This window comes from Streptomyces sp. NPDC034086 (assembly GCF_055575515.1).
This window is the reverse complement of the sequence record NZ_JBVISM010000003.1, coordinates 1-24,675: the sequence shown is the minus strand read 5'-3', so window position 1 is coordinate 24,675 and position 24,675 is coordinate 1. Positions and strand designations below refer to the sequence as shown.

Here is a 24,675-nt window from a genome sequence, read left to right as displayed (position 1 = left end):
AACATCGCCCCGAACGGGGAGCGCCCGGCACCGGTCCCGTTCCCCGGCCCGCCCCGGACCCGGGCACCGGTCCCGGTTCCGGGCCCGGGCCCGCGGGGTGCGGAGCCCGGGTCAGCCCGGCAGCTGGACGACCGGGAAGCTGCCCGTCGCGGTCGGCGCGTGCTCGGGCAGCCACAGCACCGCCACCGCCCCGGCGGCGGCGCCCTCGTTCTCCGCGCCGCCCCGCGCCGCGACGTTGCGGAACGTCAGCCGCGCCCCCAGCACCCGGGCCTGGCCCTCCGCGATGGTCAGCCCGAGCCCGTGGCCCACCCCGGCGCGGTCCGTGGACCCGGTCCGGAAGCGGCTCGGGCCCTCGCGCAGCAGCGCCTCGGGGAAGCCCGGCCCGTGGTCCCGGACGCGTACGACCCGCCCCTCGACGTCGACCTGGATCGGGGCCCGCCCGTACCGGGAGGCGTTGGCCAGCAGGTTCCCGAGGATCCGCTCCAGCCGGCGCGGGTCCGTGCTGACGATCTCGTCCGCGACGACGCGTACCGAGGCCTCCGGCATCAGCGAAGCCACCCGCCGGCTCACGAACTCGCCCAGCGCCACGTCCTGGAGTTCCGCCCGCTCGGACGCGCTGTCCAGCCGGGCCACCTCCAGGACGTCCTCGACCAGGGCCCGCATCGCCTGCGCGCGGTCGCGCACCAGCTCCGTCGGCCGACCCGGCGGCAGCAGCTCCGCCGCGGTGAGCAGGCCCGTCACCGGGGTCCGCAGCTCGTGCGCGATGTCCGCCGTCACCCGCCGTTCGGCCTCCAGGCGCTGCTGGAGGGCGTCGGCCATGGCGTCCACGGCGTGCGCGAGGTCGTCCGTCTCGTCCCGCACGACACCGCCCACGGCGTCCCGTACGCGCACCTCGGGGTCCCCGTGCGCCACGCGCTGCGCGGCGGCGGCGGCCTGGCGCAGCCGGCGGGAGATCTGGCCGCCGATGAGCACGCCCATCGCCGAGCCGCCGATCACCACGGCCAGAGAGCCGACGACGAGGGCCCGGTCCAGGTCGCGCACCATGTTGGCGCTCTCGCGGAACGGGTGGTGCATGGAGAGCACCTGCCCGTTGCCGAGCGGTACGGCCGCCCACACCTCGGGGACCCGCCTGGGGGACTCGTGGATGTAGGTGCCGCGCCGCCCCGAGCGGGCCTTCTCGCGCAGCTCCGCGGGGAGCTCGGGGTCGTTGACCTTGGCGCCCCAGATCGGCTTGCGTCCGGCGTCGGGGGTGCGGGAGACGTACTGGACCCGTTCCAGCTCCTGCTCGCGGGCGCTCTCCAGCATCGACACGCGGGCAGCGCTGTGCACCACCAGGCTCAGCGCGAGCGCGGTGAGCGCGCCGACGGCCGCGATGGCGAGGGTGATCTTCCAGCGGATCCCCGTGCGGAGGGTGACGCGCCTCATGCGGTTCTACTCATGCCTTGAGCTTGTATCCGAAGCCGCGGACCGTCTCGATCCGGTCCTGCCCGATCTTGGTGCGCAGCCGCTGCACGTGGACGTCCACGACGCGGGTGTCGCCGCCCCAGTCGTAGTCCCACACGCGCTCCAGGAGCCGGTCGCGGGACAGGACGGTGCCCGGCGCGGAGGAGAACTCCAGCAGCAGCCGCATCTCGGTGGGGGTCAGGCCCACGGGGGCGCCGGCCCTGCGGACCTCCATGCCCTCCGTGTCGACCTCCAGGTCACCGAAGGACAGCACCCCGCGCTCGTCGGGGACGTCCGCGTCGGAGGAACCGTTCGCGCCGTTGCGGGTGCCGCCGGCGTGGCCGAAGCGGCGCAGCACGGCGCGGATGCGGGCGACCAGGACGGAGCCGTCGAAGGGCTTGGTGACGTAGTCGTCCGCGCCGGCCTCCAGGCCCAGGACCACGTCGATGCTGTCGGCGCGCGCCGACAGCATGATCACGGGGACGGTGGACTCGTCACGGATGCGGCGGCACAGGCTCACGCCGTCCATGCCGGGCACCATCACGTCGAGCAGGGCGATGTCGGGCCGGTGCGCCCGGAAGGACTCCAGGCCGGACAGTCCGTCGGGCATGGCGGTGACCACGAAGCCGTCGCGCTCCAGCGCCAGGGTCGTGGCCTCGCGGATGACGTCGTCGTCCTCCACGAACAGCACGTGGGTCTCGGCCATGCCCAGCCTCACTCCGGTTCTTCCGCTCGGTCGTTCAGTTCTTCGGGGAGACGGCCGGGGCCGGCTGCATCCCGGGGTTGTACACGTTGCTGTACTCCGAGTGGACCCGGTCCTGCTCGGTGAACCTCTCGCCGGTCCAGTGGTACGTGATCACGTCCTCGCCGGACGGTTCGGAGGGCGCGGCGTCCTGCCCGTACACCGGCTTGCTGACCACCAGGTCGCCCCGGTCGATCTCCGCGTAGACCGGCTTCTGCTCGTCCGCGAACACATTCTCGTACTTCCCGCCGTCCGAGCGGTACACGTACGAACCGCGCCCCAGCGCATCGGCGCAGGACAGGACGTTGACCACGACGTCGACGACGGTGCCGCCGGTGATCTTCCCGTAGCTCACGTCGATCGGGTACTCCTTGCCCGTGCAGGGCTTGAGGTCCCGCTTGATCTCGGCGCTGACCCTGGGGTCGGCCTTCAGCAGGGCCACCGGGTCGACCCGCTTGACCGGGCTGCCGGTGGACGCGGCGGGGGAGTGCCCCGGGGCCGGTGGCTTCGAGGCGCCGCCCGTGGGCTGGTTGCTGCGCGCCACCGACTCGGTGCGCGCGGGCCCGCCGTCGCGCAGGCCGGTGCCGCCGGTGGAGCATCCGGCCGCGAACAGCACGGTGCCGACGAGGACGAACGTCCCCGTCGACATGAGTACGAGCGAGCTCCTGCCCCTCAGAAGTTGGCCGTTCAGGCCGCGCACCGCTCCCGCCCCTCGTAGCGCGTGGTGTGGTCACCGCGTTCCAGGGCACGCATGTCCAGGTCCCGGCTCTCCAGCTCCTGTCGGAGCCTGGCCAGGGCGCGGTGCAGTGTGCTCTTCACGGTTCCCGCCGACATACCGAGCGCCGCGGCCGTCTCCTCGGTGCTCATCTGCTCCCAGTGTCGCAGCACCACGACGCTGCGCTGCTTGGGCGCGAGCACCTTGAGGACGTCCATCAGCAGGGCGCGGTCGGCGCGCTGGTCCGAGCCGTCCTCGACGGACGCGTCGGGGAGCTGCTCGGTGGGGACCTCGTCGAGCTTGCGGGCCCGCCACCACTCGGTCCGCGTGTTGATCATGACGCGGCGGAGGTAGGCGTCGGCCAGGGACTTGTCGGCGATGCCGTCCCAGCGGCCGTAGGTGCGCACGAGGGCGGTCTGGAGCAGGTCCTGAGCGTCCGTCGGGTCCGGGACCAGGCGTCGCGCGCTGCGCAGCAGGGCGTCCTGCCGGGTGCGTACGTACTCCTCGAACTCGAGTACCTCTCCGTGCGCCATGCAGACCGCCTCCACTGCGTCCCCGTTCCGCTGTCTTACGGGTCCGAAGGTACGGAGGGGTTGTCACGGCACTGTGCGGGTCAGCCTGCGGTGGGCGCACGGACACCCGTAGATTGTGTAACAACGCCCGTGAGCTGCGGTTTCCCCGCCCGAAACGGAATCTTCGAGTCAGCTTCGAGGGGGCTGAGGACCGGGGCCGGAGCACGGGCCCGCTCCGTCGGGCGGGCCCGCTCCGCCGGCCGTCAGCCCTGCGGCAGCCGGTACATCCCCTGTGCGAGGGGCTCCACCAGCCCGTCCGCCACGAGCCCGTCCAGCGCCCGGGCCCGCTGCACCGGCTCGTCCCAGACGGTGTCCAGCACCGCCTGCGGAACCGGGCCCACCGCCTCCCGGAGCACCGCCAGCAGCTTGCCGCGCACCTGCCGGTCCGTCCCGGCGTACGTCTGACCGCGCCGCGGCGGCCCGTCGTGCGCCGGCTTCCCCGCGAGCCGCCACGCGCACCGCGCCGCCACCGGGCAGCGCACGCAGTCGGGGCTCTTGGCGGTGCACACCAGGGCGCCGAGCTCCATGGAGGCCGCCGCCCAGCGCGCCGCCGTCGCCTCGTCCTCGGGCAGCAGCTCCCGCGCCAGCCGCCGCTCGGCGGCGGTGGTGGCGTTCGGGGGGTACTCGACCCCGGTCGCGGCGCGCGCGAGGACGCGGCGCACGTTGGTGTCCAGCACCGGGTGCCGCTGCCCGTACGCGAAGGAGGCCACCGCGGCGGCCGTGTACTCCCCGATCCCGGGCAGCGCGAGCAGCTGCGCGTGGTCGCGGGGTACGTCGCCACCGTGCCGTTCCGTTATGGCCGCGGCCGCGCCGTGCAGCCGCAGGGCCCGGCGGGGATAGCCCAGCCGTCCCCACGCCCGTACGGCCTCGCCCGGCGCCTCGGCGGCCAGGTCGGCCGGCCGGGGCCACCGGGCGAGCCACTGCTCGTACACCGGCAGCACCCGGCTGACCGGGGTCTGCTGGAGCATGAACTCGCTGACCATCACCCCCCAGGGGCCGGCCTCGGGGCGGCGCCAGGGAAGGTCGCGGGCGTGCTCGTCGAACCACGCGATGACGGGGGCGTGCAGCGGGGAGGTGTGTGTGGGAGATGCAGTCATGACAGACGGCATCCTGGCACGTTTCAGGGCCGGCGCGCGGGGCCCGGACCGGTGAACCAGAGGGCCGCGCGGTTGCCGCTGCCCTGGACGGCGGCGGTGACGCCGGTCATCGGACCGGTCAGCGCCGCCACGGCCACCACGGCCAGCGAGGCGCCCAGCAGCAGGCCCATGCCGACGTCGTGCGGGTAGTGCACGCCGACGAAGACCCGGGAGAAGGCCATCAGCAGCCCCATCGGCACGGTCAGCCACGCGAGCCGGGGGACGGCCAGCGCCAGCGCGACGGCGGCGGCGCCGGCGATGGCGGAGTGGTTGCTGGGGAAGGACCAGTCGCCGTACGGCGGGCACGGGATCAGGGAGGCGGCAGCACCGGCCACCGCCCGGCAGGGCCGTTCCTCGTCGATGGTGGACTTCACCAGCTCCGAGGCCACGTACACCAGCGCGGTGACCAGCGGCGCGAGCACCGCCAGCGCGAGGGCCCGCGGCTCCCCGCCGCGCCGTCCGCGCGCACGCCACCAGACGGATATGAAGAGCAGACCGAAGAGGAGGAGGCCGTACTCGGTCCAGACCTCGACCGCCGACCGCACCCAGGCGGGCGTGTCGTGGGCGAAGCCGGTGATGTCGCGGTAGAGGTCGGAGCTGTCCATGGTCACTGACCGTACTGGCCGCCCCGGCCGGGCCGTGCCGGGCCCCTGGCCGGTTATGGCCGGTCCCGGGTGATCCCGCAGGATGATCATCGGCAAAACCTGCCGGATGCGCGGCATGTGGGGCACGGAACGCGGCACGAGTTCTCGTAAGGTTCGGTGCGTGGGATCTCTGCGCAATCCGGTCGGGCCGCTCCCCTCCTCCATCTACTGGCGGCGGAGGGCCGTGCTGGCGTCCGTCGCCGCGCTCGTCGCGCTGCTCGCCGTATGGTTCGTCAGTTCCGGTGGCGGCGGCACCAGTACGAACGGCAAGGGCGGCGGCGACGGCTCCGGACCCGTGCGCACGATCACCCCCGGCCCCTCCGGTTCCGGTCCGGCGATCAGTCAGGCCCCGGGCGGACGCGCCGAGTCGGGCTCCGCCACCGGCGGCGGCAGCGGCTCGCAGGGCCCGGGCGGGAACGACGCCCCGGGCGGCCCCGGCGCGGCCTCCGGCGCGGGAACCTCCGGCTCCTCGGGCTCCTCCGGCTCCTCCCCCGCGCAGGTCCCGGCGGACTCCCCCCTGCCGACGTGCCCCGCGAGCGCGCTGCAGTGGGAGGTCAAGAGCGTGAAGAACGAGTACGAGACGAACGAGAAGCCCCGTCTCGAACTGCTCGTCCGCAACACCTCGGGCAGCACCTGCAAGTTCGGCCTCGGTCCGAAGCAGGCGGTCGTCACCATCTTCCAGACGACCGGCGCCAAGGCCGTCTGGTCCTCCGCCGACTGTCCGACGGGCGCGGCCAACGCCTTCTACCGGCTGCCGGCACAGGGCGAGACGAAGCAGACGGTGGAATGGGACCGCAAGCCGAGCGCGGCGGACCAGTGCCAGAACCCCCCGCAGGGCAACCCGCCCCCGGACACCTACGTGGTCGAGGTCAAGTCCCCCGGCCTCCCGGTGGCCCGCACGTCCTTCGTCCTGAAGCAGGACTAGGCCGGGCCGGAACCGCGCTCCCGCAGGGTTAGACGTACCGTTCCAGGATCGAGGACTCCGCCAGGCGGGACAGGCCCTCGCGGACGCTGCGGGCACGGGCCTCGCCCACGCCGTCCACCGTCTGGAGGTCGTCCACGCTGGCCGCCAGCAGCTTCTGCAGCCCGCCGAAGTGCTCCACGAGCCGCTCGATGATCGCCCCCGGCAGCCTGGGCACCTTCGCCAGCAGCCGGTACCCGCGGGGCGACACCGCCGAGTCCAGCGTCTCCGGGGAGCCGGTGTACCCCAGGGCGCGCGCCACGATCGCCAGCTCCAGCAGCTCCGGATGGGTCAGCGCGTCCAGCGCCGGCAGCGCTTCCTCCACCGTGCGGGAACGCTTCGCCGTCGGTTCCGGAACGTAGTCCCGGATCACCAGCTCCCGTTCCTGCTCGATGCCGACCGTCAGCTCGTCCAGCTGGAGCGACAGCAGTCGCCCGTCCGTGCCCAGTTCGACCACGTACTCGGCGATTTCCGTCGCGATCCGGCGGACCATTTCCAGCCGCTGCGCGACGGCGGTGACGTCGCGGACCGTGACCAGGTCCTCGATCTCCAGCGCCGACAGCGTGCCCGCGACCTCGTCCAGGCGCAGCTTGTACCGCTCCAGCGTGGCCAGCGCCTGGTTCGCCCGGGACAGGATGGCCCCGGACTCCTCCAGGACCCGCCGCTCCCCGTCCACGTACAGGGCGATCAGGCGCATCGACTGGGACACCGACACCACCGGGAAACCGCACTGCTTGGAGACGCGGTCCGCCGTGCGGTGGCGGGTGCCCGTCTCCTCCGTGGGGATCGAGGCGTCCGGCACCAGCTGTACGCCGGCCCGCAGGATCTTGGTGATGTCCTTGTCGAGGATGAGGGCCCCGTCGAGCTTGCACAGTTCGCGCAGCCGGGTCGCGGTGAACTCCACGTCCAGTACGAAGCCGCCGGTGCACATCGACTCGACGGTCTTGTCCATGCCCAGGACGATCAGGCCGCCCGTGTTGCCCCGGACGATCCGCTCCAGCCCGTCGCGCAGGGGCTGACCAGGCGCGACCGCGCTCAGCGAGGCGCGCATCAACGCCTCGTGCTTGGAGCTCGCGCCGGACTTCCCGGGTGCTGCTGCCCCGTCCTTGGCTGCCACTGCACTCCTCCGGTCGCGGGTTGCGCCGCCGCGTACGGCCGGGCGGACCAGCCCAAAGTCTACCGGCGCACGCTGTGCGCCCGCCGGGGCTTGGCCCGTACCGCCGCCAGGAGGCCCCGTGCGCGCCGTGTGCGCCGGCCCCCGGGGTGCCCCCGGCCGGGCGGGGCGTCAGGCTGCCGTCCGGCGCGCGTCCGCCCGCTGACCTGCTGCGGGACCCGCCTGCGGAGGCGTGGATTCCGCTGCGGTGCGGCCGCCGCCGCCGACGCCGTCGGCCGTTCCGCCGCCCGCTCCCGGGCCGGCTATTCCGCCGCCGCCCGCTCCCGGGCCGGCGTACGGGAACGCCCGCGCGGCAGGACCCGCAGCGCGTCCCCCATGTCCGCCACCTCGGTCACCTTCATCCCCGCCGGCACCTTCCCCGGGTCCGCCGGGACCAGCGCGTGCGTGAAGCCGAGCCGGTGCGCCTCGGCCAGGCGCCGCTGCACGCCGGTCACCCGCCGCACCTCGCCGGCCAGACCGACCTCCCCGATGGCCACCAGGTTCTTCGGCAGGGGCACATCGCTGGCCGCCGAGGCCAGCGCCAGCGCGATGGCCAGGTCCGCCGCCGGCTCCGTCAGCTTCACCCCGCCCACGGTCGCGCTGTAGATGTCCCGCTTGCCCAGCGCGGTGATCCGGCCGCGCTGCTCCAGCACCGCCAGCATCATCGAGACGCGCGAGGTCTCCAGGCCCGAGGTGGTCCGGCGCGGCGAGGGGATCTGCGAGTCGACGGTGAGCGCCTGCACCTCGGCGACCAGCGGGCGTTTGCCCTCCAGGGTCACGGTCAGGCAGGTGCCCGGCACCGCCTCGGCGCGCCGGGTCAGGAACAGTCCGCTGGGGTCGGCGAGCCCGGTGATGCCCTCGTCGTGCAGTTCGAAGCAGCCGACCTCGTCGGTGGCCCCGTAACGGTTCTTCACGCCGCGCACCAGGCGCAGCCGGGCGTGCCGGTCGCCCTCGAAGCTGAGCACCACGTCCACCAGGTGCTCCAGCAGGCGGGGGCCGGCGATGGCGCCGTCCTTGGTGACGTGGCCGACGAGGAGGGTGGCCATGCCCCGCTCCTTCGAGGCGCGGATCAGCGCGCCGGCGACCTCGCGGACCTGGGCCATGCCGCCGGGGGCGCCGTCGATCTCGGGGGAGGCGATGGTCTGTACGGAGTCCAGGACCAGCAGGGAGGGCCGCACCGCGTCGAGGTGGCCCAGCACCGCGGACAGGTCGGTCTCGGCGGCGAGGTAGAGGTGGTCGTTGAGGGCGTTGATCCGGTCGGCGCGCAGCCGCACCTGGCTGGCCGACTCCTCGCCGGTGACGTACAGGGTGCGGTGGTCGCCGGTGGCCGCCTTCGAGGCGACGTCCAGCAGCAGGGTCGACTTGCCGACGCCCGGCTCGCCCGCCAGCAGCACCACCGCGCCGGGAACGAGGCCGCCGCCCAGCACCCGGTCCAGCTCGTCCACGCCGGTGCTGCGGGCGGCCGCGGTCCTGCCGTCGACCTGGCCGATGGGGAGCGCGGCCGCGGAGACGCGACCGGCCGCGGTGGTCCGTACGGCGGGCGCGCCCATCTCCTCGACGGTCCCCCACGCCTGGCACTCGGGGCACCGGCCGAGCCATTTCGCGGTGGTCCAGCCGCACTCGGAGCAGCGGTAGGACGGCCGGTCCTTGGCGGATGAACGAGATGTACGGGCAGCCATGGCGCCCACCGTAGCCGCCGCCGCCGACAACGCCCGACGCGCTGGGCGCGCGGGCGGCCGCCGCGGTCACGGATCCGGGTGCGGCGGGGCCGGGCGTCAGGGCCGCTGTCAGCGGAGTGCCGATCTGTTCACCCGTAAGGGCTAAAACCCCGAAAGGCTTCCGGAGCGTTACCGGCCCGCCGCCTACGGTTCGCCGAGTGAACAGCAGCGACCAGGGAGAGTCCGTATCGCGCACCGGCGCACACCCCGCGCACGGGCGCACGCCCCGAGTGGGCTGGGCGGGCCCGGCGGGCGGTACGGGTGGTGCGGAGGTTACGCCAGTTGCCGGTGATCCTTCCTATGGGGGAGGAGCGGCGGCAGAAGCGGGTGATGCCGGAGGTGCGGCTGGTGCCGGTGGTGCCGGTGGTGCGGCTGGCACCGCCGGGACCGTCCGGCCCGAGGACCCGGTCCCCGGCGGGGAGCCCCCGCCCCTGCGGCACGAGCCCCACCTCGACGGCCTCTTCACGTACTGCCTGTCGGTCCTGTGCGACCACGACGCCGCCACCGAGGTGCTCGGCGACGTCCTCGCCGTCGCCGAGCGGTACCCCGGCCGGTGTCCCGACGAGGGCGACCAGCGGGCCTGGCTCTACGCGCTCGCCCGCTGGGCCTGCCTGCGCCGGCTGGCCGAGCGGCGGCGCGTACGCCAGGGAGCGCATTCCGCCCCGCGCACGCCGGAGCATGCGGACTCCGAGCGCGCGCCCCGGGCGCACCGCCCGCTCGACGTGAGCGCCTACCGCCGGACCGAACTGGCCCGCCTCGCCTGGCCCGAGGCCGCCGGGACCACCCCCCAGCAGCGCGAGGCCCTCGAACTCGCCGTCCGCCACCGCCTCGGCGTCACCGAACTCGCCGCCGTCCTCGGCACCGCCCCCGGCGCCGCCCGGGACCTGCTCTCCGGCGCGGCCTGCGAGGTCGAACGCACCCGCGCCGCCCTCGCCGTCGTCGAGACGGCCGACTGCCCGGCCGTCTCCCGCATCACCGGCGACGACGGCGACGGCCAGGTACTGCTGTCCACCACCCTGCGCGCCGAGCTCGTCCGCCACGTCGACGACTGCCCGCGCTGCCGCCGCGCCGCCGAACGCGTCGGCGCCGCGGCACCCTGGCCGGGCTCCGGCATCAGCGCCGTCCTCCCCCTCGTCCCCGCGCCCCGCCCCGCCGTCCACGCCGCGATGCTGCGCTCCGGCCGCCGCCGCGGCGGCCGCCCCGGCCCGCGCTTCGACCGGACCGGCTTCCCCATGGACCCCAGGGACCGCGCCGCCCGCCGCGACCGGCTCCGCGCCCGGGCGGTGACCACCACCGTCGTGGCCACCGTCGTCGCCGCGCCCGTACTCGCGCTGTGGGCCGCGTACCGGGGCGCCCCCTCCACCGGCGAGCCCGTCGGCGGCGACGGCACCCGCGTGTCGGCCAGCGAATCGAAGATCCCGCCCCCGTCCGCCGGGGGACACCCCTTCACCGGGTACGAGAACACCGGCAACACCACCCACACCACCGGGGAACCGGGCTTCGCCGCCGGCAGCGCGGCCCCCGACGTCTCCGTCAAGGTCATCAGCGCCGGAAGTCCGGCCGGCCCCGAGGCCGGTGCCCCCGGTGCCCCCGGCCGCCTCACCGTCGCCGCCGCCACCCGGGGCGCCACCACCCTGCTCACCCTCACCGCCTCCGGCGGGAGCCCCGTCGACTGGCGGCTCTGGTCGGACGCGCCCTGGCTGCGCGCGAGCCAGACGGCGGGCACCCTCGCGCCCGGAGAATCGGTCACCCTCCGGATCACCGTCGACACCGCGGCCCAGCCCGTCGGCGCCTGGACGGCCCGGGTCGGCGTCGACCCCGGCGGTGCGGTGGTCTCCCTCCAGGGCCGCGGCCGCCCGGCGCCCACTCCCGAGCCGACCGCGCCGGTCCCGGACCCCACCCCGACGCCCACGCCGACCCCGGAGCCCACGCCGACGCCGACCACGCCCGCCCCGGACCCCACGCCGACCCCGGAGCCCACGCCGACCCCGACGGACACGGCGACCCCGGAACCCCCCTCAGGAGGAACGGTTTCCCCCGACCCGGGGACACCCGCGGGCTGAGGCCCGGACCCTACGCCGGGCCGGCGGCCCCGGACCCTACGCGGGGTCGGCGGGGTGCGGGGCCATCGGCAGCAGCGAGGCCAGCCGCGCCTCGCACAGCTTCACCAGCTCCTCGTAGGCCTCCTTGCCCATCAGCTCCGTCAGCTCCGCCCGGTACGACACGTACACCGGCCGGCCGGCACCGTGCGCGGAGGTCGCCGACGTGCACCACCAGTGCAGGTCGTGGCCGCCCGGACCCCAGCCGCGCCGGTCGTACTCGCCGATCGACACCTGGAGGACCCGGGTGTCGTCCGGCCGGTCGATCCAGTCGTAGGTCCGCCGGATGGGCAGCTGCCAGCACACGTCCGGCTTGGTCTCCAGCGGCTCCTGGCCGCTCCGGAGCGCCAGGATGTGCAGGGAGCAGCCCGCGCCGGCCGGGAAACCGGGCCGGTTCAGGAAGATGCAGGCGCCGTCCCAGCGGCGGGTCTGCTTCTCCCCGTCGTCGTCGAGCTGGGTCCAGCCGGACTCGCTCCCGACGTCGTGGAACTGCCACAGCTCCGGCGTCAGGCGGGCGACGTGCCCGGCGACCCGCTTCTCGTCGTCCTCGTCGGAGAAGTGCGCGCCGAGGGTGCAGCAGCCGTCGGACGCGCGGCCCGCCTGGATGCCCTGGCAGCCGCTGCCGAAGACGCACGTCCAGCGGGAGGTGAGCCAGGTCAGGTCGCAGCGGAAGACCTGCTCCTCGTCGGCCGGATCGGGGAACTCCACCCAGGCGCGGGGGAAGTCGAGGCCCTTCTCGTCCGGCACCGCGGTCTTCTTCTTGGTCTCGCTCTTGCTGGCCTTCTTCGTATTTGGCACAAGCCCAGCCTAAGCGCCCCTTCCTCCACCGCTCCGCGTCCGGCCCAGTAGCGTTTCCCGCATGAGACTCGGTGTCCTCGATGTGGGTTCGAACACGATCCATCTGCTGGTGGTGGACGCGCACCCCGGCGCGCGCCCGCAGCCCGCGCACTCGCACAAGGTGCAGCTGCGGCTCGCGGAGCTGCTCGACGAGCACGGGGCGGTCAGCCCGGAGGGTGTCGAACGGCTCGTCGCGGCGATCGCCGGCGCGGTGCAGGCCGCCGAGGACAAGGGCTGCGAGGACGTCCTGCCCTTCGCGACCAGCGCGGTGCGCGAGGCCCCGAACGCGGACGCCGTCCTGGCCCGGGTCAAGGCGGAGACCGGCATCGAGCTGCCGGTGCTCAGCGGTGAGGACGAGGCCCGGCTGACCTTCCTGGCGGTCCGGCGGTGGTTCGGCTGGTCCGCGGGGAAGCTGATGGTCCTCGACATCGGCGGGGGCTCGCTGGAGATCGCGTACGGGATGGACGAGGACCCCGACGCGGCCGTGTCCCTCCCACTGGGCGCGGGCCGTCTCACCTCGGCGTGGCTCCCGGGGGACCCGGCGGACCCGGCGGACGTGAAGGCGCTGCGGCGGCACGTCCGGGCGCGGATCGCGCGGACGGTCGGCGAGTTCAGCCGCTTCGGGCGGCCGGACCACGTGGTGGCGACGTCGAAGACCTTCAAGCAGCTGGCCCGCCTCGCGGGCGCGGCCCGCGAGGCCGACGGGCTGTACGTGCAGCGCGAGCTGAGCCGCAAGTCCCTCGAGGAGTGGGTGCCCCGCCTGACGGTGATGACCACGACGGAGCGCGCCGCCCTCCCGGGCGTCTCCGAGGGCCGCGCCGCGCAGCTCCTGGCGGGGGCGCTGGTGGCGGAGGCGGCGATGGACCTCTTCGGCGTGGACGAACTGGAGATCTGCCCCTGGGCCCTGCGCGAAGGCGTCATCCTCCGCCGCCTGGACCACCTGCCGTAACCCGCCCCGGGACGCGCTCCCCGGCGGCGCCGTCAGGCCGCCGCCGTGGCCCATGCCTCCGGGGCGTGGCGGTGGTTGCGGTGGCCCGCCGTGAGGACCGCGCGGAGCCGGGGGAGGTGTTCCGTGGCCGGGGGGAGGGCGAGGCGGTCGAGGAGGGTGAGGGCCGCGGCGGGGTCCAGGTCGCCGTAGAGGTCGTGGTAGCCGGCGCGCAGCGCCCTGAAGAGGGGCTCGTGCAGGGCCGGGAGGCTGGCCGCCGTTTCGTACGCGGGGTGCTTGACCTCCCACGGGACCGGGCCCGAGTCGGCCAGGACGCGGGCGGCGCGGCGCAGGGCGGGCGGCGCCGGGGCGGCCACGATGGCGGCGATGTCGTTGCCCAGGACCTCGGCGAAGGCCGTGGCGGAGGTGGAGCGGTCCTCGAACCAGTCGACCCAGAGCGAGTAGCGCACGGGCTCCGGGTCCCGCTCCGCCTCCAGGCGCGTGCGGTAGCCCTCCCAGAGGGGGCCGGCGGGCAGCGGGCCGTCCGGGCCGTCGTGCGCGAAGCCGATCTCGCAGGTGACCCAGTACTCGTCGAGGAGGTCCAGCAGGCCAAAGGCCATCCGTACGGCCGCCGCCCCGTCGAGGTCCTCGTCCACGAAGACCTCGTACGCCCAGGAGTGCGCGATCTCGTTGGCGGTACGGGGAGCGCCGGGCCTGTCCGGGTCCGTCCAGCCCCCCGGCACCTGGACGACGCCGCGGTCGGCCAGCCACTGCCGGGCCCGCGCGCTCCCTTCGGTTTCCATCCGAAAAGTATGACGAGATGCCGCCGTGTGCGTCCCGCCGGGGAGGCGCCCCGTAATCTGTCACCGTGGCAGATCCACTCCGTATCCCGAGCAGCCGGACCCCGAAGGTCGCCCTGTCCACCGCCTCCGTCTACCCGGAGTCCACGGCGACCGCCTTCGAGATCGCCGCGCGCCTCGGCTACGACGGGGTGGAGGTCATGGTCTGGACGGACCCGGTGAGCCAGGACATCGACGCGCTGCGCCGTCTGTCGGACCACCACCAGGTGCCGGTCCTGGCCGTGCACGCGCCCTGTCTGCTCATCACCCAGCGCGTGTGGTCGACGGATCCGTGGACCAAGCTCCACCGAGCCCGGGCGGCGGCCGAGCGGCTGGGGGCGTCCACCGTCGTGGTGCATCCGCCGTTCCGCTGGCAGCGCCAGTACGCGCGGGACTTCGTGTCCGGGATCTGGCGGATGGCCGACGAGACCGACGTCCGCTTCGCCGTCGAGAACATGTACCCGTGGCGCTACCGGGACCGCGAGATGCTCGCGTACGCGCCGGAGTGGGACGTGACCAAGGACGACTACCGGCACTTCACCGTCGACCTGTCGCACACCGCCACCGCCCGCACCGACGCCTCCGCGATGATCGACCGGATGGGGGACCGGCTGGCCCACGTCCACCTCGCCGACGGCAACGGATCGGCGAAGGACGAGCACCTGGTCCCCGGGCGCGGTACGCAGCCCTGCGCCGAGCTGCTCGAGGGGCTGGCCCGGAGTTCCTTCGACGGGCACGTGGTGATCGAGGTCAACACGCGGCGCGCCATGTCCTCCGCCGAGCGGGAGGCGGACCTCGCGGAGGCGCTGGCCTTCACCCGCGCGCACCTCGCGAAGCCGGCCGGCCGCCGGTGACGGAGCCCGTGAAGCGGCGGCGCGGCCCCGGCCGGCCGCGCCAGGACGAGGCGGACGAGGGCCCCGGTACGCAGGAGCGCATCCGCCTCGCCGCCCGCGAGGTGTTCGCGGAGCGCGGGTACGACAAGACGTCCGTGCGCGGCGTCGCGAAGGTCGCGGGGGTGGACCCGGCGCTGGTGCACCACTACTTCGGCAGCAAGGACGACCTCTTCGCCGCGGCCATCGAGGTGAGCCTGGAGCCGGCCCTGGTGGTTCCGGCCATTCTCGGGGAGGGCCCCGACGGCATCGGGGAGCGGCTGGTCCGCTATTTCCTGGGGGTGTGGGAGAACCCGGTCACCCGGGTGCCGCTGCTGGCCGTGATCCGGTCGGCGCTCACGCACGACGCCGCCGCGAAGGTGCTGCGCACGCTGGTGCTGCGCCGGGTGCTGGAGCGGATCGCCGCCGACCTCGACGTCCCGGACCCGACGTTCCGCGCCGAGCTGGCCGCCTCGCACATGGTCGGGATCGCGATCCTGCGGTACGTGGTCCGGGTGGAGCCGCTCGCGTCGGCGGACGCGGAGGACATCGTGGCCCTCGTCGCCCCCACCCTCCAGCGGTACCTGACCGAGGAATGACCCCCGCGTCCCGGCATCCGGACGAGGTGTCCGGATCGCGGGCGGTGGGCGTAGCCTCGTAACCGAGCCATATCCGCAGTCGCGGCTGACCGTACAGCCGCACTCATGGGGAGTGAAACCGCATGCCCGAGCTGAGGTCCCGCACCGTCACCCACGGCCGCAACATGGCAGGCGCTCGTGCGCTGATGCGCGCGTCGGGCGTAGCGAGCGAGGACATCGGCAAGCCGATCATCGCGGTCGCCAACTCCTTCACCGAGTTCGTCCCCGGTCACACCCACCTGGCGCCGGTCGGCCGCATCGTCTCGGACGCCATCCGCGCCGCCGGCGCGATCCCGCGCGAGTTCAACACGATCGCGGTCGACGACGGCATCGCCATGGGCCACGCGGGCATGCTGTACTCGCTGCCCTCGCGCGACCTGATCGCGGACAGCGTGGAGTACATGGTCGAGGCGCACTGCGCGGACGCCCTGATCTGCATCTCCAACTGCGACAAGATCACCCCCGGCATGCTGATGGCCGCCATGCGCCTCAACATCCCGGTGGTCTTCGTCTCCGGCGGTCCGATGGAGGCCGGGCAGGCGACCCTGGTGGACGGCACCGTCCGCAAGCTGGACCTGATCGACGCCATGGTCGACGCCTCCAACGAGAACGTCTCGGACGAGGACGTCCTGCGCATCGAGGAGAACGCCTGTCCGACGTGCGGTTCGTGTTCGGGCATGTTCACGGCCAACTCGATGAACTGCCTGGCCGAGGCCATCGGCCTGGCCCTGCCCGGCAACGGCTCCGTCCTCGCCACGCACACCGCCCGCCGCGCCCTGTACGAGGACGCCGGCCGCACGGTCGTGGAGATCACCAAGCGCTACTACGAGGACGGTGACGAGTCCGTCCTGCCGCGCAGCATCGCCTCCCGCGAGGCCTTCGAGAACGCCATGGCCCTGGACATCGCCATGGGCGGCTCGACCAACACGATCCTGCACCTGCTGGCCGCCGCGCAGGAGGCGGGCCTGGAGTACGACCTGACGGACATCGACGCCGTCTCGCGCCGCGTCCCGTGCCTGGCCAAGGTCGCCCCGAACGTCGCGCCCGGCGGCACGTACTACATGGAGGACATCCACCGCGCCGGTGGCATCCCCGCCATCCTCGGCGAGCTGCACCGCGGCGGGCTCCTCAACAAGGACGTCACCACCGTCCACTCCACGGGCCTGGAGGACTGGCTCGCGAAGTGGGACGCCCGCTCCGGCACGGCGTCCGAGGAGGCGATGGAGCTGTGGCACGCGGCGCCCGGCTGCAAGCGCTCCGCCACCGCCTTCTCCCAGTCCGAGCGCTGGGAGACCCTCGACCTGGACGCCGAGGGCGGCTGCATCCGCTCGGTGCAGCACGCGTACTCCAAGGACGGCGGCCTCGCCGTCCTGCGCGGCAACATCGCGGTCGACGGCTGCGTCGTGAAGACGGCCGGTGTCGACGAGTCGATCTGGACCTTCGAGGGCCCCGCGGTCGTCTGCGAGTCGCAGGACGAGGCCGTCGAGAAGATCCTGACGAAGCAGGTCCGGCCGGGCGACGTCGTCGTGATCCGCTACGAGGGCCCGCGCGGCGGCCCCGGCATGCAGGAGATGCTCTACCCGACCTCGTTCCTCAAGGGCCGCGGCCTCGGCAAGGTCTGCGCCCTGGTGACGGACGGCCGCTTCTCCGGCGGCACCTCGGGCCTGTCCATCGGCCACGCCTCCCCGGAGGCGGCCTCCGGCGGTGACATCGCGGTCGTCGAGGACGGCGACCGGATCCGCATCGACATCCCGAACCGGTCGATCGAGCTGCTGGTCTCCGACGAGGAACTGGCCGCCCGGCACGCGGCCCTCGGCGGCGTGTACGCCCCGAAGAACCGCGAGCGCACCGTCTCGGCCGCCCTGCGCGCCTACGCCGCGATGGCCACCAGCGCCGACAAGGGCGCCGTCCGCGACGTGTCGAAGCTGGGCTGACCACCGCGGACCCCGCCGGTGCGGTTCACCAACCGGCGGGGTTCCGCGCGTCCACGGCGAAGACGGTGCCGTCGGGGGCGGAGGCGTAGACCCGGCCGCCGGTGACGACGGGGGCGGGGAGGGTGGCGCTGAAGGTGCCCTGGGCCGCCATGCGCGGCCTGGTCTGCCCCGCGAGCCGCCCGGCCGCCGCGTCCACGGCCAGCAGCCGGCCGTCGCCGGTCATCAGGAAGACCCGCCCGTCCGAGACGACGGGCCCCGATCCGCTGGCCGCCCCGGTCTCCAGCCGCCAGAGCTCCCGCTCCGCGGCGACCGCCACGAGCGCCCCGCCGCTGCCGAAGGCGTAGACGGTCCCCTCCGGCCCCACGGTCGCCTCCGCGTCGAACAGCGGTGCCGGCAGCTGGGTCCGGCGCACGGTCCGGGCCGCCACGTCCACCCTGACGATGCCGGCGGTCCTGGCCCCCGCGTCGCTGTCCAGCAGCTGTACCGCACCCCGCGCCACGCCGACCGGCCGCAGCTTCCCCGGGGCCCGCGTCTGCCAGCGCACCGCCCCCGTCGCCGGATCGACCTCCGCGAGCTGCGTCGACCCTCCGTCGAGGGCCGCGGTCGCCACGTACAGCACGGGCGCCCCCGCCGCCCCCGGGCCGCCCCACCACACGGACCCGGTGTCACCGATCCTGCGCGTCCAGCGCGCGGCGCCGCTCGCGGCGTCGAGGGCGGTGACCTCGCCGTTCGCGGCCACGGTGAGCGCGTACGGTCCCGCCGTCACCACGCGCGTGCCACCGGACAGCTTCCGCTGCCAGCGTTCCGCGCCCGTGCCGGGGTCCAGTGCCTGGAGCCGCTCGCTGCCGGGTGCCGTCACGAGGACCAGCCCGCCCGCGTGGAGCGGAGCACTGGCGGACGACAGGCCCTGGCCCGGGGGGTTCGCGCGCACCGTCCACGCCGTCGAGCCGTCCGCCGGGTCGAGGCGGGTGGCGGCCACGCCGCGGCCGGAGCAGTACAGTCCGCCGGCGTCCGCCGAGCAGGACACCGCCGGGGTGCCCGGTGCGGTCGACCAGGGGGAGAAGGCCTTGCCCGGCTTCCCGGAGGCATGGGCGACGGGCTGCTCCGGCGCCCCGGTGCCGGGCGCCCACCACAGGTAGCCGCCGACCGCCCCCGCGGCGAGCAGCACCCCGAGCGCGGCCGCCGGCAGCGCCCGCCCGCGGCGGCGGCGGGGCGGCGTCCGGTCCGTCGGGATCCGCTGCCGCCGGTGGGTGGCCTCCTCCTCCTCCGCACGCGGCCGGCGCGGCCGCGGGATGAAGGCCTGGGTGTCCTCGGACGTCGGGTACGCGACGGCGCGCATCTCGGCGATCAGCGCCTCGGCGGTCGGCCGCTCCGCCGGATCCTTCGCCAGGCACCGCGCCACGATCGGCACGAGCCGGGCGGGCAGCCCGGTCAGGTCGGGCTCGCTGTGCACGACCTGGTACGCCACCAGGTAGTGGCTGTCGGAGTCGAAGGGCCCGCGCCCGGTCGCCGCGTGCACCAGCACCGCGCCCAGCGCGAACACGTCGGCGGCCGTGCCCACTTCCCTCGGCCGCTGGAACTGCTCCGGCGCCATGAACGGCGGGGTCCCGATCAGCTTGCCGGTCTCGGTGCGCAGGTCGCTGTCGGCCGGGCGCGAGATGCCGAAGTCGATGACCCGGACGCCGTCCGGGGCCATCAGCACGTTGCTCGGCTTCAGGTCCCGGTGCACCACACCGGCCCGGTGGATGTCCCGCAGGGCCTCCGCCAGCCCGGCGGCGAGCCGGGTCAGCTCGACGGGGTCGAGCACGCGTTCCCGTACCCGCTCGGACAGGGTCGGCGCGTCGATGAAGAGGGTGGCCATCCAGGGCCGTTCGGCGTCGGGGTCGGCGTCCACGACGGGCGCGGTGAAGGCGCCGCTGACCCTCCGCGCGGCCGCGACCTCCTGACGGAACCGGGCCCGGAACTCCGCGTCCACCGCGTGCTGGGCGTGGACGACCTTGACGGCGAGTTTCAGCCCGGAGCTGGAGGTGGCCAGATGGACGACGCCCATGCCGCCGGAGCCGAGCACGGATTCGAGCCGGTACTGCCCGGCGTACTCCGGAAACCCGGCGTAGTCCGCGTGCAGTGACTGCACCGCTCACCACCCCCGCCGGAGCCTAGTCGATGCCCCGTGCGAACATCCAAGGGCTTGCTACCCTGCGCGCGTTGCGCAGAGGCAACACCCATGGGGGGAGTTCTCACATGTCCACCGACAACGTTTCCGGCCAGGCGCAGGGCCTCGCGGCCGCCGACTCGGGTTTCCAGTCCTACCCGACCGCGCCCGGCTACCGGGTCAACATCCGCAGCGGCCCCGGCACCAACTACCCGATCATCGACGCGGTACCCGTCGGCGGGTACGTCACGATCCGCTGCCAGTGCCCCGGCACCACCGTCTCGGGCCCGTACGGCACCACGGACCTGTGGGACTGCGTCGGCAACGGCCGCTTCGTCTCCGACGCCTACGTCCAGACCGGCGCCGACGGCTACGTCGCCGGCCGCTGCGGCTGACCGCGTCACCGCTTCGCCGGCCGGGACGCCCCCGGGCGGATCCGCCCGCCCGGGGGTCCTTCGGCGGCGGCCGGGGGAGATAATCGCTGCTGTGAGCGATGCGGAGCAGCGAGACCAGAGCACCCCCGGCACGCCGGCCCCCGGGCCGCGGCCCGAGCCGATCCGGTTCTTCGGCACCTCCTGGGTGGACCACGACAACGGCTACGCCCTGCGCCGCGCCGGTGTGGCCGCCGGCTCGCTCGCCGCCGCCGTCACCGGTGCCTTCCTCCTGCGCTTCGCCTACGAGGGCCTGGAGATCGGCGACGTCGGCCCGTTCCTCAGCATCTCCGTCGTGGTGCTCTTCGCGATCGCCAGCGCCATCTCCTTCGCCAAGACATGGGAGTCCTTCGGCCGCCGTCCCCGGCCGTCGTCCGACGAGGCCGCCCTCAAGGGCCTCAAGACGATCGGTTTCATCGGCTCGCTCGCCGCCTACTTCCTGCGCAGCCTGACCGAGGCCCCCGGGGAGAAGCTCCGCCGTGCCGAGTACGAGCGTGCCGTGTCCGAGTACGGCCGCCGCCGCAGCGCCCGTACGGGCAACCCGGCCGCCCGCCGCCCCAAGCGCAAGAAGTAGCGCGCCACCCCGCCGGCTCTCCCGAACCCGTGGTCCATTGACGGCCGGCACAGCCAGGAGCATTATTCATCACATGATGAATAACCAGCCGGAGGAGCCCCCTCCCGCCATCCACGCCCACGGCCTCACCGTCCGCCGCGGCACCGGACGCCACCCCCGCACCGTCCTCGACGGCATCGCCTTCACCGTTCCCCGCGGCCGCGTCACCGGCCTCCTCGGCCCCTCCGGCTGCGGCAAGTCCACCCTCATGCGCGCCGTCGTCGGCACCCAGGCCCACGTCACCGGCACCCTCGACGTCCTCGGCCACCCCGCCGGCCACCCCGGCCTCCGCTCCCGCGTCGGCTACGTCACCCAGGCGCCCTCCGTCTACGACGACCTCACCGTCCGCCAGAACCTCGACTACTTCGCCGCCGTCCTCGACCCCGGCCGCACCGCCGCCGGCCGACGCCGCGCCGCCGTCGAACGGGCCATCACCGACGTCGACCTCACCAGCCGCGCCACCGCCCTCGCCGGCGACCTCTCCGGCGGCCAGCGCAGCCGCGTCTCCCTCGCCGTGGCCCTCCTCGGCACACCCGAACTGCTCGTCCTCGACGAACCCACCGTCGGCCTCGACCCCGTCCTGCGCCGCGACCTGTGGAACCTCTTCCACGACCTCACCGCCCGCCGCGGCACCACGATCCTCGTCTCCTCCCACGTCATGGACGAGGCCGAACGCTGCCACGACCTGCTCCTCATGCGCGAGGGCCGCGTCCTCGCCCAGGACACTCCCGAAGCCCTGCGCACCCGCACCCGCACCGCCACCGTCGAGGAAGGCTTCCTCCGCCTCGTCGACGAAGCCGGCGCACGCGCGAAGGAGAACCACCGATGAACCGCGCCCGCACCCTCGCCACCGCCGCCCGCGTCCTGCGCCAGCTCCGCCACGACCCGCGCTCCATCGCGCTGATGCTGCTGGTACCCGTCCTGATGCTCACCCTGCTGCGCTACGTCTTCGACGACAGCCCCCGCACCTTCGACGGCACCGGCGCGTCCCTCCTCGGGATCTTCCCCCTCATCACGATGTTCCTCGTGACCTCGATCGCCACCCTCCGCGAACGCACCTCCGGCACCCTCGAACGCCTCCTCGCCATGCCGCTCGGCAAGGCCGACCTCATCGCCGGCTACGCCCTCGCCTTCGGCGCCGTCGCCGTCGTCCAGTCCCTCCTCGCCACCGGCCTCGCCCTCTGGCTCCTCGGCCTCGACGTCACCGGCTCCCCCTGGCTGCTCCTGCTCGTCGCCCTCCTGGACGCCCTCCTCGGCACCGCCCTCGGCCTCTTCGTCTCCGCCTTCGCCGCGTCCGAGTTCCAGGCCGTCCAGTTCATGCCGGCCGTGATCTTCCCGCAACTGCTCCTGTGCGGCCTCTTCACCCCGCGCGACACCATGCACCCCGTACTCGAAGGCGTCTCCGACGTCCTGCCCATGTCCTACGCCGTCGACGGCATGACCCAGGTCCTCACCCACACCGACATGACCGCCGACTTCGTCCGCGACGCCGTCGTGGTCGCCGCCTGCGCCCTGCTCGTCCTCGCCCTCGGCGCCGCCACCCTCCGCCGCAGGACCCCGTAGTCCGCCCCCGGCGACCACGGACCGGACACCCGCCCCGGCCGCACCCGCCCGGTGCGAGGATGAGCCCGTACGTCCCACGTTCGTTCGGCGAGGTGAATCGGGCATGACCCAGACAGTCGCAGTCCTCGGTACCGGCAAGATCGGCGAGGCCCTGCTCAGCGGGATGATCCGGGGCGGCTGGCCGGCCGCCAAACTGCTCGTCACCGCCCGCCGGCCCGAGCGCGCCGAGGAGCTCCGCACCCGCTACGGCGTCGAGGCCGTCACCAACGCCGAAGCCGCCAAGCGCGCCGACACCCTCATCCTCACCGTCAAGCCGCAGGACATGGGCAAGCTCCTCGAAGAGCTCGCCCCGCACGTCCCCGCCGACCGCCTGGTCATCAGCGGGGCCGCCGGCGTTCCCACCGCCTTCTTCGAGGAACGGCTCGCCCCCGGCACCCCCGTCGTCCGCGTCATGACGAACACCCCCGCCCTCGTCGACGAGGCCATGTCCGTCATCTCCGCCGGCAGCCACGCCACCGCCGCCCACCTCCAGCACGCCGAGGAGATCTTCGGCGGCGTCGGCAAGACCCTGCGCGTCCCCGAGTCCCAGCAGGACGCCGCGACCGCCCTCTCCGGCTCCGGACCCGCGTACTTCTACTTCCTCGTCGAGGCCATGACCGACGCGGGCATCCTCCTCGGCCTGCCCCGCGCCCAGGCCCACGACCTCATCGTCCAGGCGGCCATCGGCGCCGCCGTCATGCTCCGTGACAGCGGCGAGCACCCGGTCAAGCTCCGCGAGGCCGTCACCTCCCCCGCCGGCACGACGATCAACGCCATCGTCGAGCTGGAGAAGCACGGAGTACGCGCGGCCCTGATCGCCGCCCTCGAAGCGGCCCGCGACCGCAGCCGCGAACTCGCCACCGGCAACAGCTGACCCGCGCAGGAACGGCGGCCCCCCCGGTGCGGAGGGGCCGCCGTCCCCCTCGCGCTTCAGGGCGCCAGCAGCCCGATGGCCTCGTACGCCCGGTCCACCACCGGCCGGGCGAGGGCCCGCGCCCGCGCCGCCCCCTCGCGCAGGACCCGCTCCACCTCGCCCGGATCGGCCGCCAGCTCGGCGTGCCGCTCCCGCAGCGGCCGCAGCAGCTCCACCACGGCCTCGGCGACGTCCCGCTTCAGCGGCCCGTACTGCTCGTACTTCCCGGCCAGCTCCCGCGGATCCCCGCCCGTACAGGCGGCCAGGACGTCCAGCAGGTTCGCCACCCCGGGCCGCGCCGCCCGGTCGTAGACCACCCCGCCGTCGCCGCTGTCGGTCACGGCCCGCATCACCTTCCTGGTGATCACCGCCGGCTCGTCCAGCAGGTAGACGATCCCGGCGCCGTTCTCACTGGACTTCCCCATCTTCGAGGTGGGGTCCTGGAGGTCCATGACCCGCGCGCCCACGGCGGGCAGCGCCACCCGGGGCACGGTGAAGGTGTGCCCGTACCGCTGGTTGAACCGCACCGCCAGATCCCGCGTCAGCTCCACGTGCTGCCGCTGGTCCTCGCCCACCGGCACCTCCTCCGCCCCGTAGGCGAGGATGTCGGCGGCCATCAGCACGGGATACGTCAGCAGCGACAGCCGTACGCCCTGACCGGACGCCTCCGCCTTCGCCGCCTTCTCCCGGTACTGGATCATCCGCCGGAGCTCCCCGTCGGTGGCGGTGCACTCCAGCAGGTAGGACAGCCGGGTGTGCTCGCCGACGTGGCTCTGCACGAAGAGGGTGCACCGCCGCGGATCCAGTCCGGCGGCGAGGAACAGCGTCGCGGCCTGCCGGGTGAGGCGCCGCACCCGGGCGGGATCGTGCTCCACGGTGAGCGCGTGCAGGTCCACGACGCAGAACAGGGCGTCCGCGGGAGCGTGCTCGGCCGCGACCCACTGGCGCAGGGCCCCGAGGTAGTTGCCCAGTGTCAGGTGCCCGGACGGGGTGATCCCGCTGAAGATCCTCGTCATGTCTGCTGCTCTCCCTGTGAGTGGTGGTGTGGTCCCGCGGCCACCGCGCCGGGCGACCGAGCCACTCCCGGGAGGGGAGAAACAGAAACGGCCGCCGTGGCGGCGGCCGTGAGCGCATGCGTGCTCGCGTGGAAGGTCGGCCGCCGTCAGGCGGCCCACCAGCGGAGGCTGAGCGTGAGCGCATGCGTAGTCATGGGGGCAGCGTAGCCCCCGGAGGGCGGGACGCGCGGGAAGTTCGCCGACCGGCCGCCGCTGGTCAGCGGGCAGTTGACACGGGTGTGCCCGGTCCGTAAGGTTCTTCGAGTTGTCCGACGTGAGCGCCGACCCCGGTCGGTCCCCGGACAGCCATCCCGCACTACACATTCGAACGAACGACGCATCCCGTCGTCCCGTTTTCATGCGTATTTGCGAATGAGGAATCCGCGTTCCAGGACGCAGCCGCCGATTGGCTTCGGGGGCAAGGAATCCGCTACTGTCTCACTCGCCGGAAGGGCCCAACAGCCCGGAAGGCAAAACCCGCTGACTGGGAGTCAGGCCCGAAAGGATCTGATAGAGTCGGAACCGCCGGAAAGGGAAAGCGTGAAAGCGCAGGACCTCGAAAGCGCCGAGGAAATCGGACACGAAAGAGTCTGATAGAGTCGGAAACGCAAGAACGAAGAACGAAAGCCCGGAGGAAAGCCCGAGAGGGTGAGTACGAAGGAAGCGTCCGTTCCTTGAGAACTC

The 24,675-nt window shown here is 73.9% G+C and carries 23 protein-coding genes; 11 read left to right on the top strand and 12 right to left on the bottom strand.

Going from position 1 to position 24,675, the window contains the following annotated elements; all coding sequences use genetic code 11:
• Nucleotides 1–111: 111 nt before the first annotated feature.
• The 6 genes from cseC to ACZ514_RS09960 all read right to left on the bottom strand — a co-directional run bounded on the left by cseC (nt 112) and on the right by ACZ514_RS09960 (nt 5,213).
• Entirely contained in the window at nt 112–1,425 is a 1,314-nt protein-coding gene (cseC, locus tag ACZ514_RS09985) for a two-component system sensor histidine kinase CseC (RefSeq protein WP_468175382.1), read from the bottom strand.
• Between the two features lie 10 nt (nt 1,426–1,435).
• Complete coding sequence (gene cseB / locus ACZ514_RS09980; RefSeq protein ID WP_468175379.1) at nt 1,436–2,149, bottom strand: two-component system response regulator CseB; 714 nt, start codon at nt 2,147–2,149, stop codon at nt 1,436–1,438.
• 34 nt (nt 2,150–2,183) lie between these two features.
• Nucleotides 2,184–2,834 carry a hypothetical protein gene (locus tag ACZ514_RS09975; RefSeq protein WP_468175376.1) on the bottom strand — a complete coding sequence of 217 codons (651 nt, stop codon included), beginning with the start codon at nt 2,832–2,834 and terminating at the stop codon, nt 2,184–2,186.
• Nucleotides 2,835–2,872: 38 nt separating this feature from the next.
• On the bottom strand, nt 2,873–3,433 hold the full coding sequence (locus tag ACZ514_RS09970) for a SigE family RNA polymerase sigma factor (RefSeq protein WP_468175373.1): 561 nt from the start codon (nt 3,431–3,433) through the stop codon (nt 2,873–2,875).
• A 242-nt stretch (nt 3,434–3,675) separates the two neighbouring features.
• Nucleotides 3,676–4,581: an HhH-GPD family protein gene (locus ACZ514_RS09965; RefSeq protein WP_468175370.1), complete on the bottom strand. Its 906-nt coding sequence runs from the start codon at nt 4,579–4,581 to the stop codon at nt 3,676–3,678.
• 11 nt (nt 4,582–4,592) lie between these two features.
• Entirely contained in the window at nt 4,593–5,213 is a 621-nt protein-coding gene (locus tag ACZ514_RS09960) for a phosphatase PAP2 family protein (RefSeq protein ID WP_468175367.1), read from the bottom strand.
• A 160-nt stretch (nt 5,214–5,373) separates the two neighbouring features.
• Here ACZ514_RS09960 and ACZ514_RS09955 point away from each other — a divergent pair, with 160 nt between their 5' ends.
• Nucleotides 5,374–6,177: a hypothetical protein gene (locus ACZ514_RS09955; RefSeq protein WP_469124495.1), complete on the top strand. Its 804-nt coding sequence runs from the start codon at nt 5,374–5,376 to the stop codon at nt 6,175–6,177.
• Between the two features lie 28 nt (nt 6,178–6,205).
• On the opposite strand, the gene disA is transcribed toward ACZ514_RS09955, so the two are convergent.
• Both disA and radA read right to left on the bottom strand, forming a co-directional pair.
• Nucleotides 6,206–7,330 (bottom strand): DNA integrity scanning diadenylate cyclase DisA, encoded by a 1,125-nt coding sequence (disA, locus tag ACZ514_RS09950; RefSeq protein ID WP_468175361.1) that lies wholly within the window; start codon nt 7,328–7,330, stop codon nt 6,206–6,208.
• Between the two features lie 299 nt (nt 7,331–7,629).
• Nucleotides 7,630–9,045: a DNA repair protein RadA gene (radA, locus tag ACZ514_RS09945; RefSeq protein ID WP_388944863.1), complete on the bottom strand. Its 1,416-nt coding sequence runs from the start codon at nt 9,043–9,045 to the stop codon at nt 7,630–7,632.
• Between the two features lie 548 nt (nt 9,046–9,593).
• Between radA and ACZ514_RS09940 the strand changes: the two genes are divergently transcribed.
• Nucleotides 9,594–11,147, top strand: coding sequence for a BACON domain-containing protein (locus ACZ514_RS09940; protein WP_469124494.1), 1,554 nt, complete (start codon nt 9,594–9,596; stop codon nt 11,145–11,147).
• Between the two features lie 36 nt (nt 11,148–11,183).
• Here the strand turns inward: ACZ514_RS09940 and ACZ514_RS09935 are convergent, their stop codons facing one another.
• Complete coding sequence (locus ACZ514_RS09935) at nt 11,184–11,981, bottom strand: DUF3109 family protein (protein ID WP_468175355.1); 798 nt, start codon at nt 11,979–11,981, stop codon at nt 11,184–11,186.
• Between the two features lie 61 nt (nt 11,982–12,042).
• Between ACZ514_RS09935 and ACZ514_RS09930 the strand changes: the two genes are divergently transcribed.
• Nucleotides 12,043–12,969: a Ppx/GppA family phosphatase gene (locus ACZ514_RS09930; protein ID WP_468175352.1), complete on the top strand. Its 927-nt coding sequence runs from the start codon at nt 12,043–12,045 to the stop codon at nt 12,967–12,969.
• Between the two features lie 32 nt (nt 12,970–13,001).
• Here ACZ514_RS09930 and ACZ514_RS09925 read toward each other — a convergent pair whose 3' ends face one another.
• On the bottom strand, nt 13,002–13,748 hold the full coding sequence (locus ACZ514_RS09925; protein ID WP_469124493.1) for a hypothetical protein: 747 nt from the start codon (nt 13,746–13,748) through the stop codon (nt 13,002–13,004).
• Between the two features lie 65 nt (nt 13,749–13,813).
• Between ACZ514_RS09925 and ACZ514_RS09920 the strand changes: the two genes are divergently transcribed.
• The 3 genes from ACZ514_RS09920 (at nt 13,814) to ilvD (ending at nt 17,225) form a co-directional block, all read left to right on the top strand.
• Nucleotides 13,814–14,638 (top strand): sugar phosphate isomerase/epimerase family protein, encoded by an 825-nt coding sequence (locus ACZ514_RS09920; RefSeq protein ID WP_388944874.1) that lies wholly within the window; start codon nt 13,814–13,816, stop codon nt 14,636–14,638.
• A gap of 8 nt (nt 14,639–14,646) precedes the next feature.
• Nucleotides 14,647–15,252, top strand: coding sequence for a TetR/AcrR family transcriptional regulator (locus ACZ514_RS09915; protein WP_469124492.1), 606 nt, complete (start codon nt 14,647–14,649; stop codon nt 15,250–15,252).
• 122 nt (nt 15,253–15,374) lie between these two features.
• Entirely contained in the window at nt 15,375–17,225 is a 1,851-nt protein-coding gene (gene ilvD, locus ACZ514_RS09910) for a dihydroxy-acid dehydratase (protein WP_468175343.1), read from the top strand.
• Between the two features lie 25 nt (nt 17,226–17,250).
• On the opposite strand, the gene ACZ514_RS09905 is transcribed toward ilvD, so the two are convergent.
• Nucleotides 17,251–19,359 (bottom strand): serine/threonine-protein kinase, encoded by a 2,109-nt coding sequence (locus ACZ514_RS09905; RefSeq protein ID WP_469124491.1) that lies wholly within the window; start codon nt 19,357–19,359, stop codon nt 17,251–17,253.
• Nucleotides 19,360–19,466: 107 nt separating this feature from the next.
• Between ACZ514_RS09905 and ACZ514_RS09900 the strand changes: the two genes are divergently transcribed.
• The 5 genes from ACZ514_RS09900 to proC all read left to right on the top strand — a co-directional run bounded on the left by ACZ514_RS09900 (nt 19,467) and on the right by proC (nt 22,897).
• The gene (locus ACZ514_RS09900) at nt 19,467–19,772 is read left to right on the top strand and encodes a peptidase (protein WP_468175337.1); all 306 of its coding nucleotides are present in this window, start codon (nt 19,467–19,469) and stop codon (nt 19,770–19,772) included.
• Between the two features lie 91 nt (nt 19,773–19,863).
• Nucleotides 19,864–20,382: a hypothetical protein gene (locus ACZ514_RS09895; RefSeq protein ID WP_469124490.1), complete on the top strand. Its 519-nt coding sequence runs from the start codon at nt 19,864–19,866 to the stop codon at nt 20,380–20,382.
• Between the two features lie 73 nt (nt 20,383–20,455).
• Nucleotides 20,456–21,250: an ABC transporter ATP-binding protein gene (locus tag ACZ514_RS09890; protein ID WP_468175334.1), complete on the top strand. Its 795-nt coding sequence runs from the start codon at nt 20,456–20,458 to the stop codon at nt 21,248–21,250.
• Complete coding sequence (locus ACZ514_RS09885; protein WP_468175331.1) at nt 21,247–21,984, top strand: ABC transporter permease; 738 nt, start codon at nt 21,247–21,249, stop codon at nt 21,982–21,984. The genes ACZ514_RS09890 and ACZ514_RS09885 overlap by 4 nt, the downstream gene beginning before the upstream one ends.
• Before the next feature lie 103 nt (nt 21,985–22,087).
• The gene (gene proC, locus ACZ514_RS09880) at nt 22,088–22,897 is read left to right on the top strand and encodes a pyrroline-5-carboxylate reductase (protein WP_468175328.1); all 810 of its coding nucleotides are present in this window, start codon (nt 22,088–22,090) and stop codon (nt 22,895–22,897) included.
• Nucleotides 22,898–22,953: 56 nt separating this feature from the next.
• On the opposite strand, the gene trpS is transcribed toward proC, so the two are convergent.
• Nucleotides 22,954–23,952: a tryptophan--tRNA ligase gene (gene trpS / locus ACZ514_RS09875; protein ID WP_469124489.1), complete on the bottom strand. Its 999-nt coding sequence runs from the start codon at nt 23,950–23,952 to the stop codon at nt 22,954–22,956.
• Between the last annotated feature and the right edge of the window lie 723 nt (nt 23,953–24,675).

Bases quoted from the DNA above. Each gene is read 5' to 3' on its own strand.
- cseC (WP_468175382.1), bottom strand. From the start codon at position 1,425: ATGAGGCGCGTCACCCTCCGCACGGGGATCCGCTGGAAGATCACCCTC.
- cseB (WP_468175379.1), bottom strand. From the start codon at position 2,149: ATGGCCGAGACCCACGTGCTGTTCGTGGAGGACGACGACGTCATCCGC.
- ACZ514_RS09975 (WP_468175376.1), bottom strand. From the start codon at position 2,834: ATGTCGACGGGGACGTTCGTCCTCGTCGGCACCGTGCTGTTCGCGGCC.
- ACZ514_RS09970 (WP_468175373.1), bottom strand. From the start codon at position 3,433: ATGGCGCACGGAGAGGTACTCGAGTTCGAGGAGTACGTACGCACCCGG.
- ACZ514_RS09965 (WP_468175370.1), bottom strand. From the start codon at position 4,581: ATGCCGTCTGTCATGACTGCATCTCCCACACACACCTCCCCGCTGCAC.
- ACZ514_RS09960 (WP_468175367.1), bottom strand. From the start codon at position 5,213: ATGGACAGCTCCGACCTCTACCGCGACATCACCGGCTTCGCCCACGAC.
- radA (WP_388944863.1), bottom strand. From the start codon at position 9,045: ATGGCTGCCCGTACATCTCGTTCATCCGCCAAGGACCGGCCGTCCTAC.
- ACZ514_RS09930 (WP_468175352.1), top strand. From the start codon at position 12,043: ATGAGACTCGGTGTCCTCGATGTGGGTTCGAACACGATCCATCTGCTG.
- ACZ514_RS09925 (WP_469124493.1), bottom strand. From the start codon at position 13,748: ATGGAAACCGAAGGGAGCGCGCGGGCCCGGCAGTGGCTGGCCGACCGC.
- ilvD (WP_468175343.1), top strand. From the start codon at position 15,375: ATGCCCGAGCTGAGGTCCCGCACCGTCACCCACGGCCGCAACATGGCA.
- ACZ514_RS09900 (WP_468175337.1), top strand. From the start codon at position 19,467: ATGTCCACCGACAACGTTTCCGGCCAGGCGCAGGGCCTCGCGGCCGCC.
- ACZ514_RS09890 (WP_468175334.1), top strand. From the start codon at position 20,456: ATGATGAATAACCAGCCGGAGGAGCCCCCTCCCGCCATCCACGCCCAC.
- ACZ514_RS09885 (WP_468175331.1), top strand. From the start codon at position 21,247: ATGAACCGCGCCCGCACCCTCGCCACCGCCGCCCGCGTCCTGCGCCAG.
- proC (WP_468175328.1), top strand. From the start codon at position 22,088: ATGACCCAGACAGTCGCAGTCCTCGGTACCGGCAAGATCGGCGAGGCC.
- trpS (WP_469124489.1), bottom strand. From the start codon at position 23,952: ATGACGAGGATCTTCAGCGGGATCACCCCGTCCGGGCACCTGACACTG.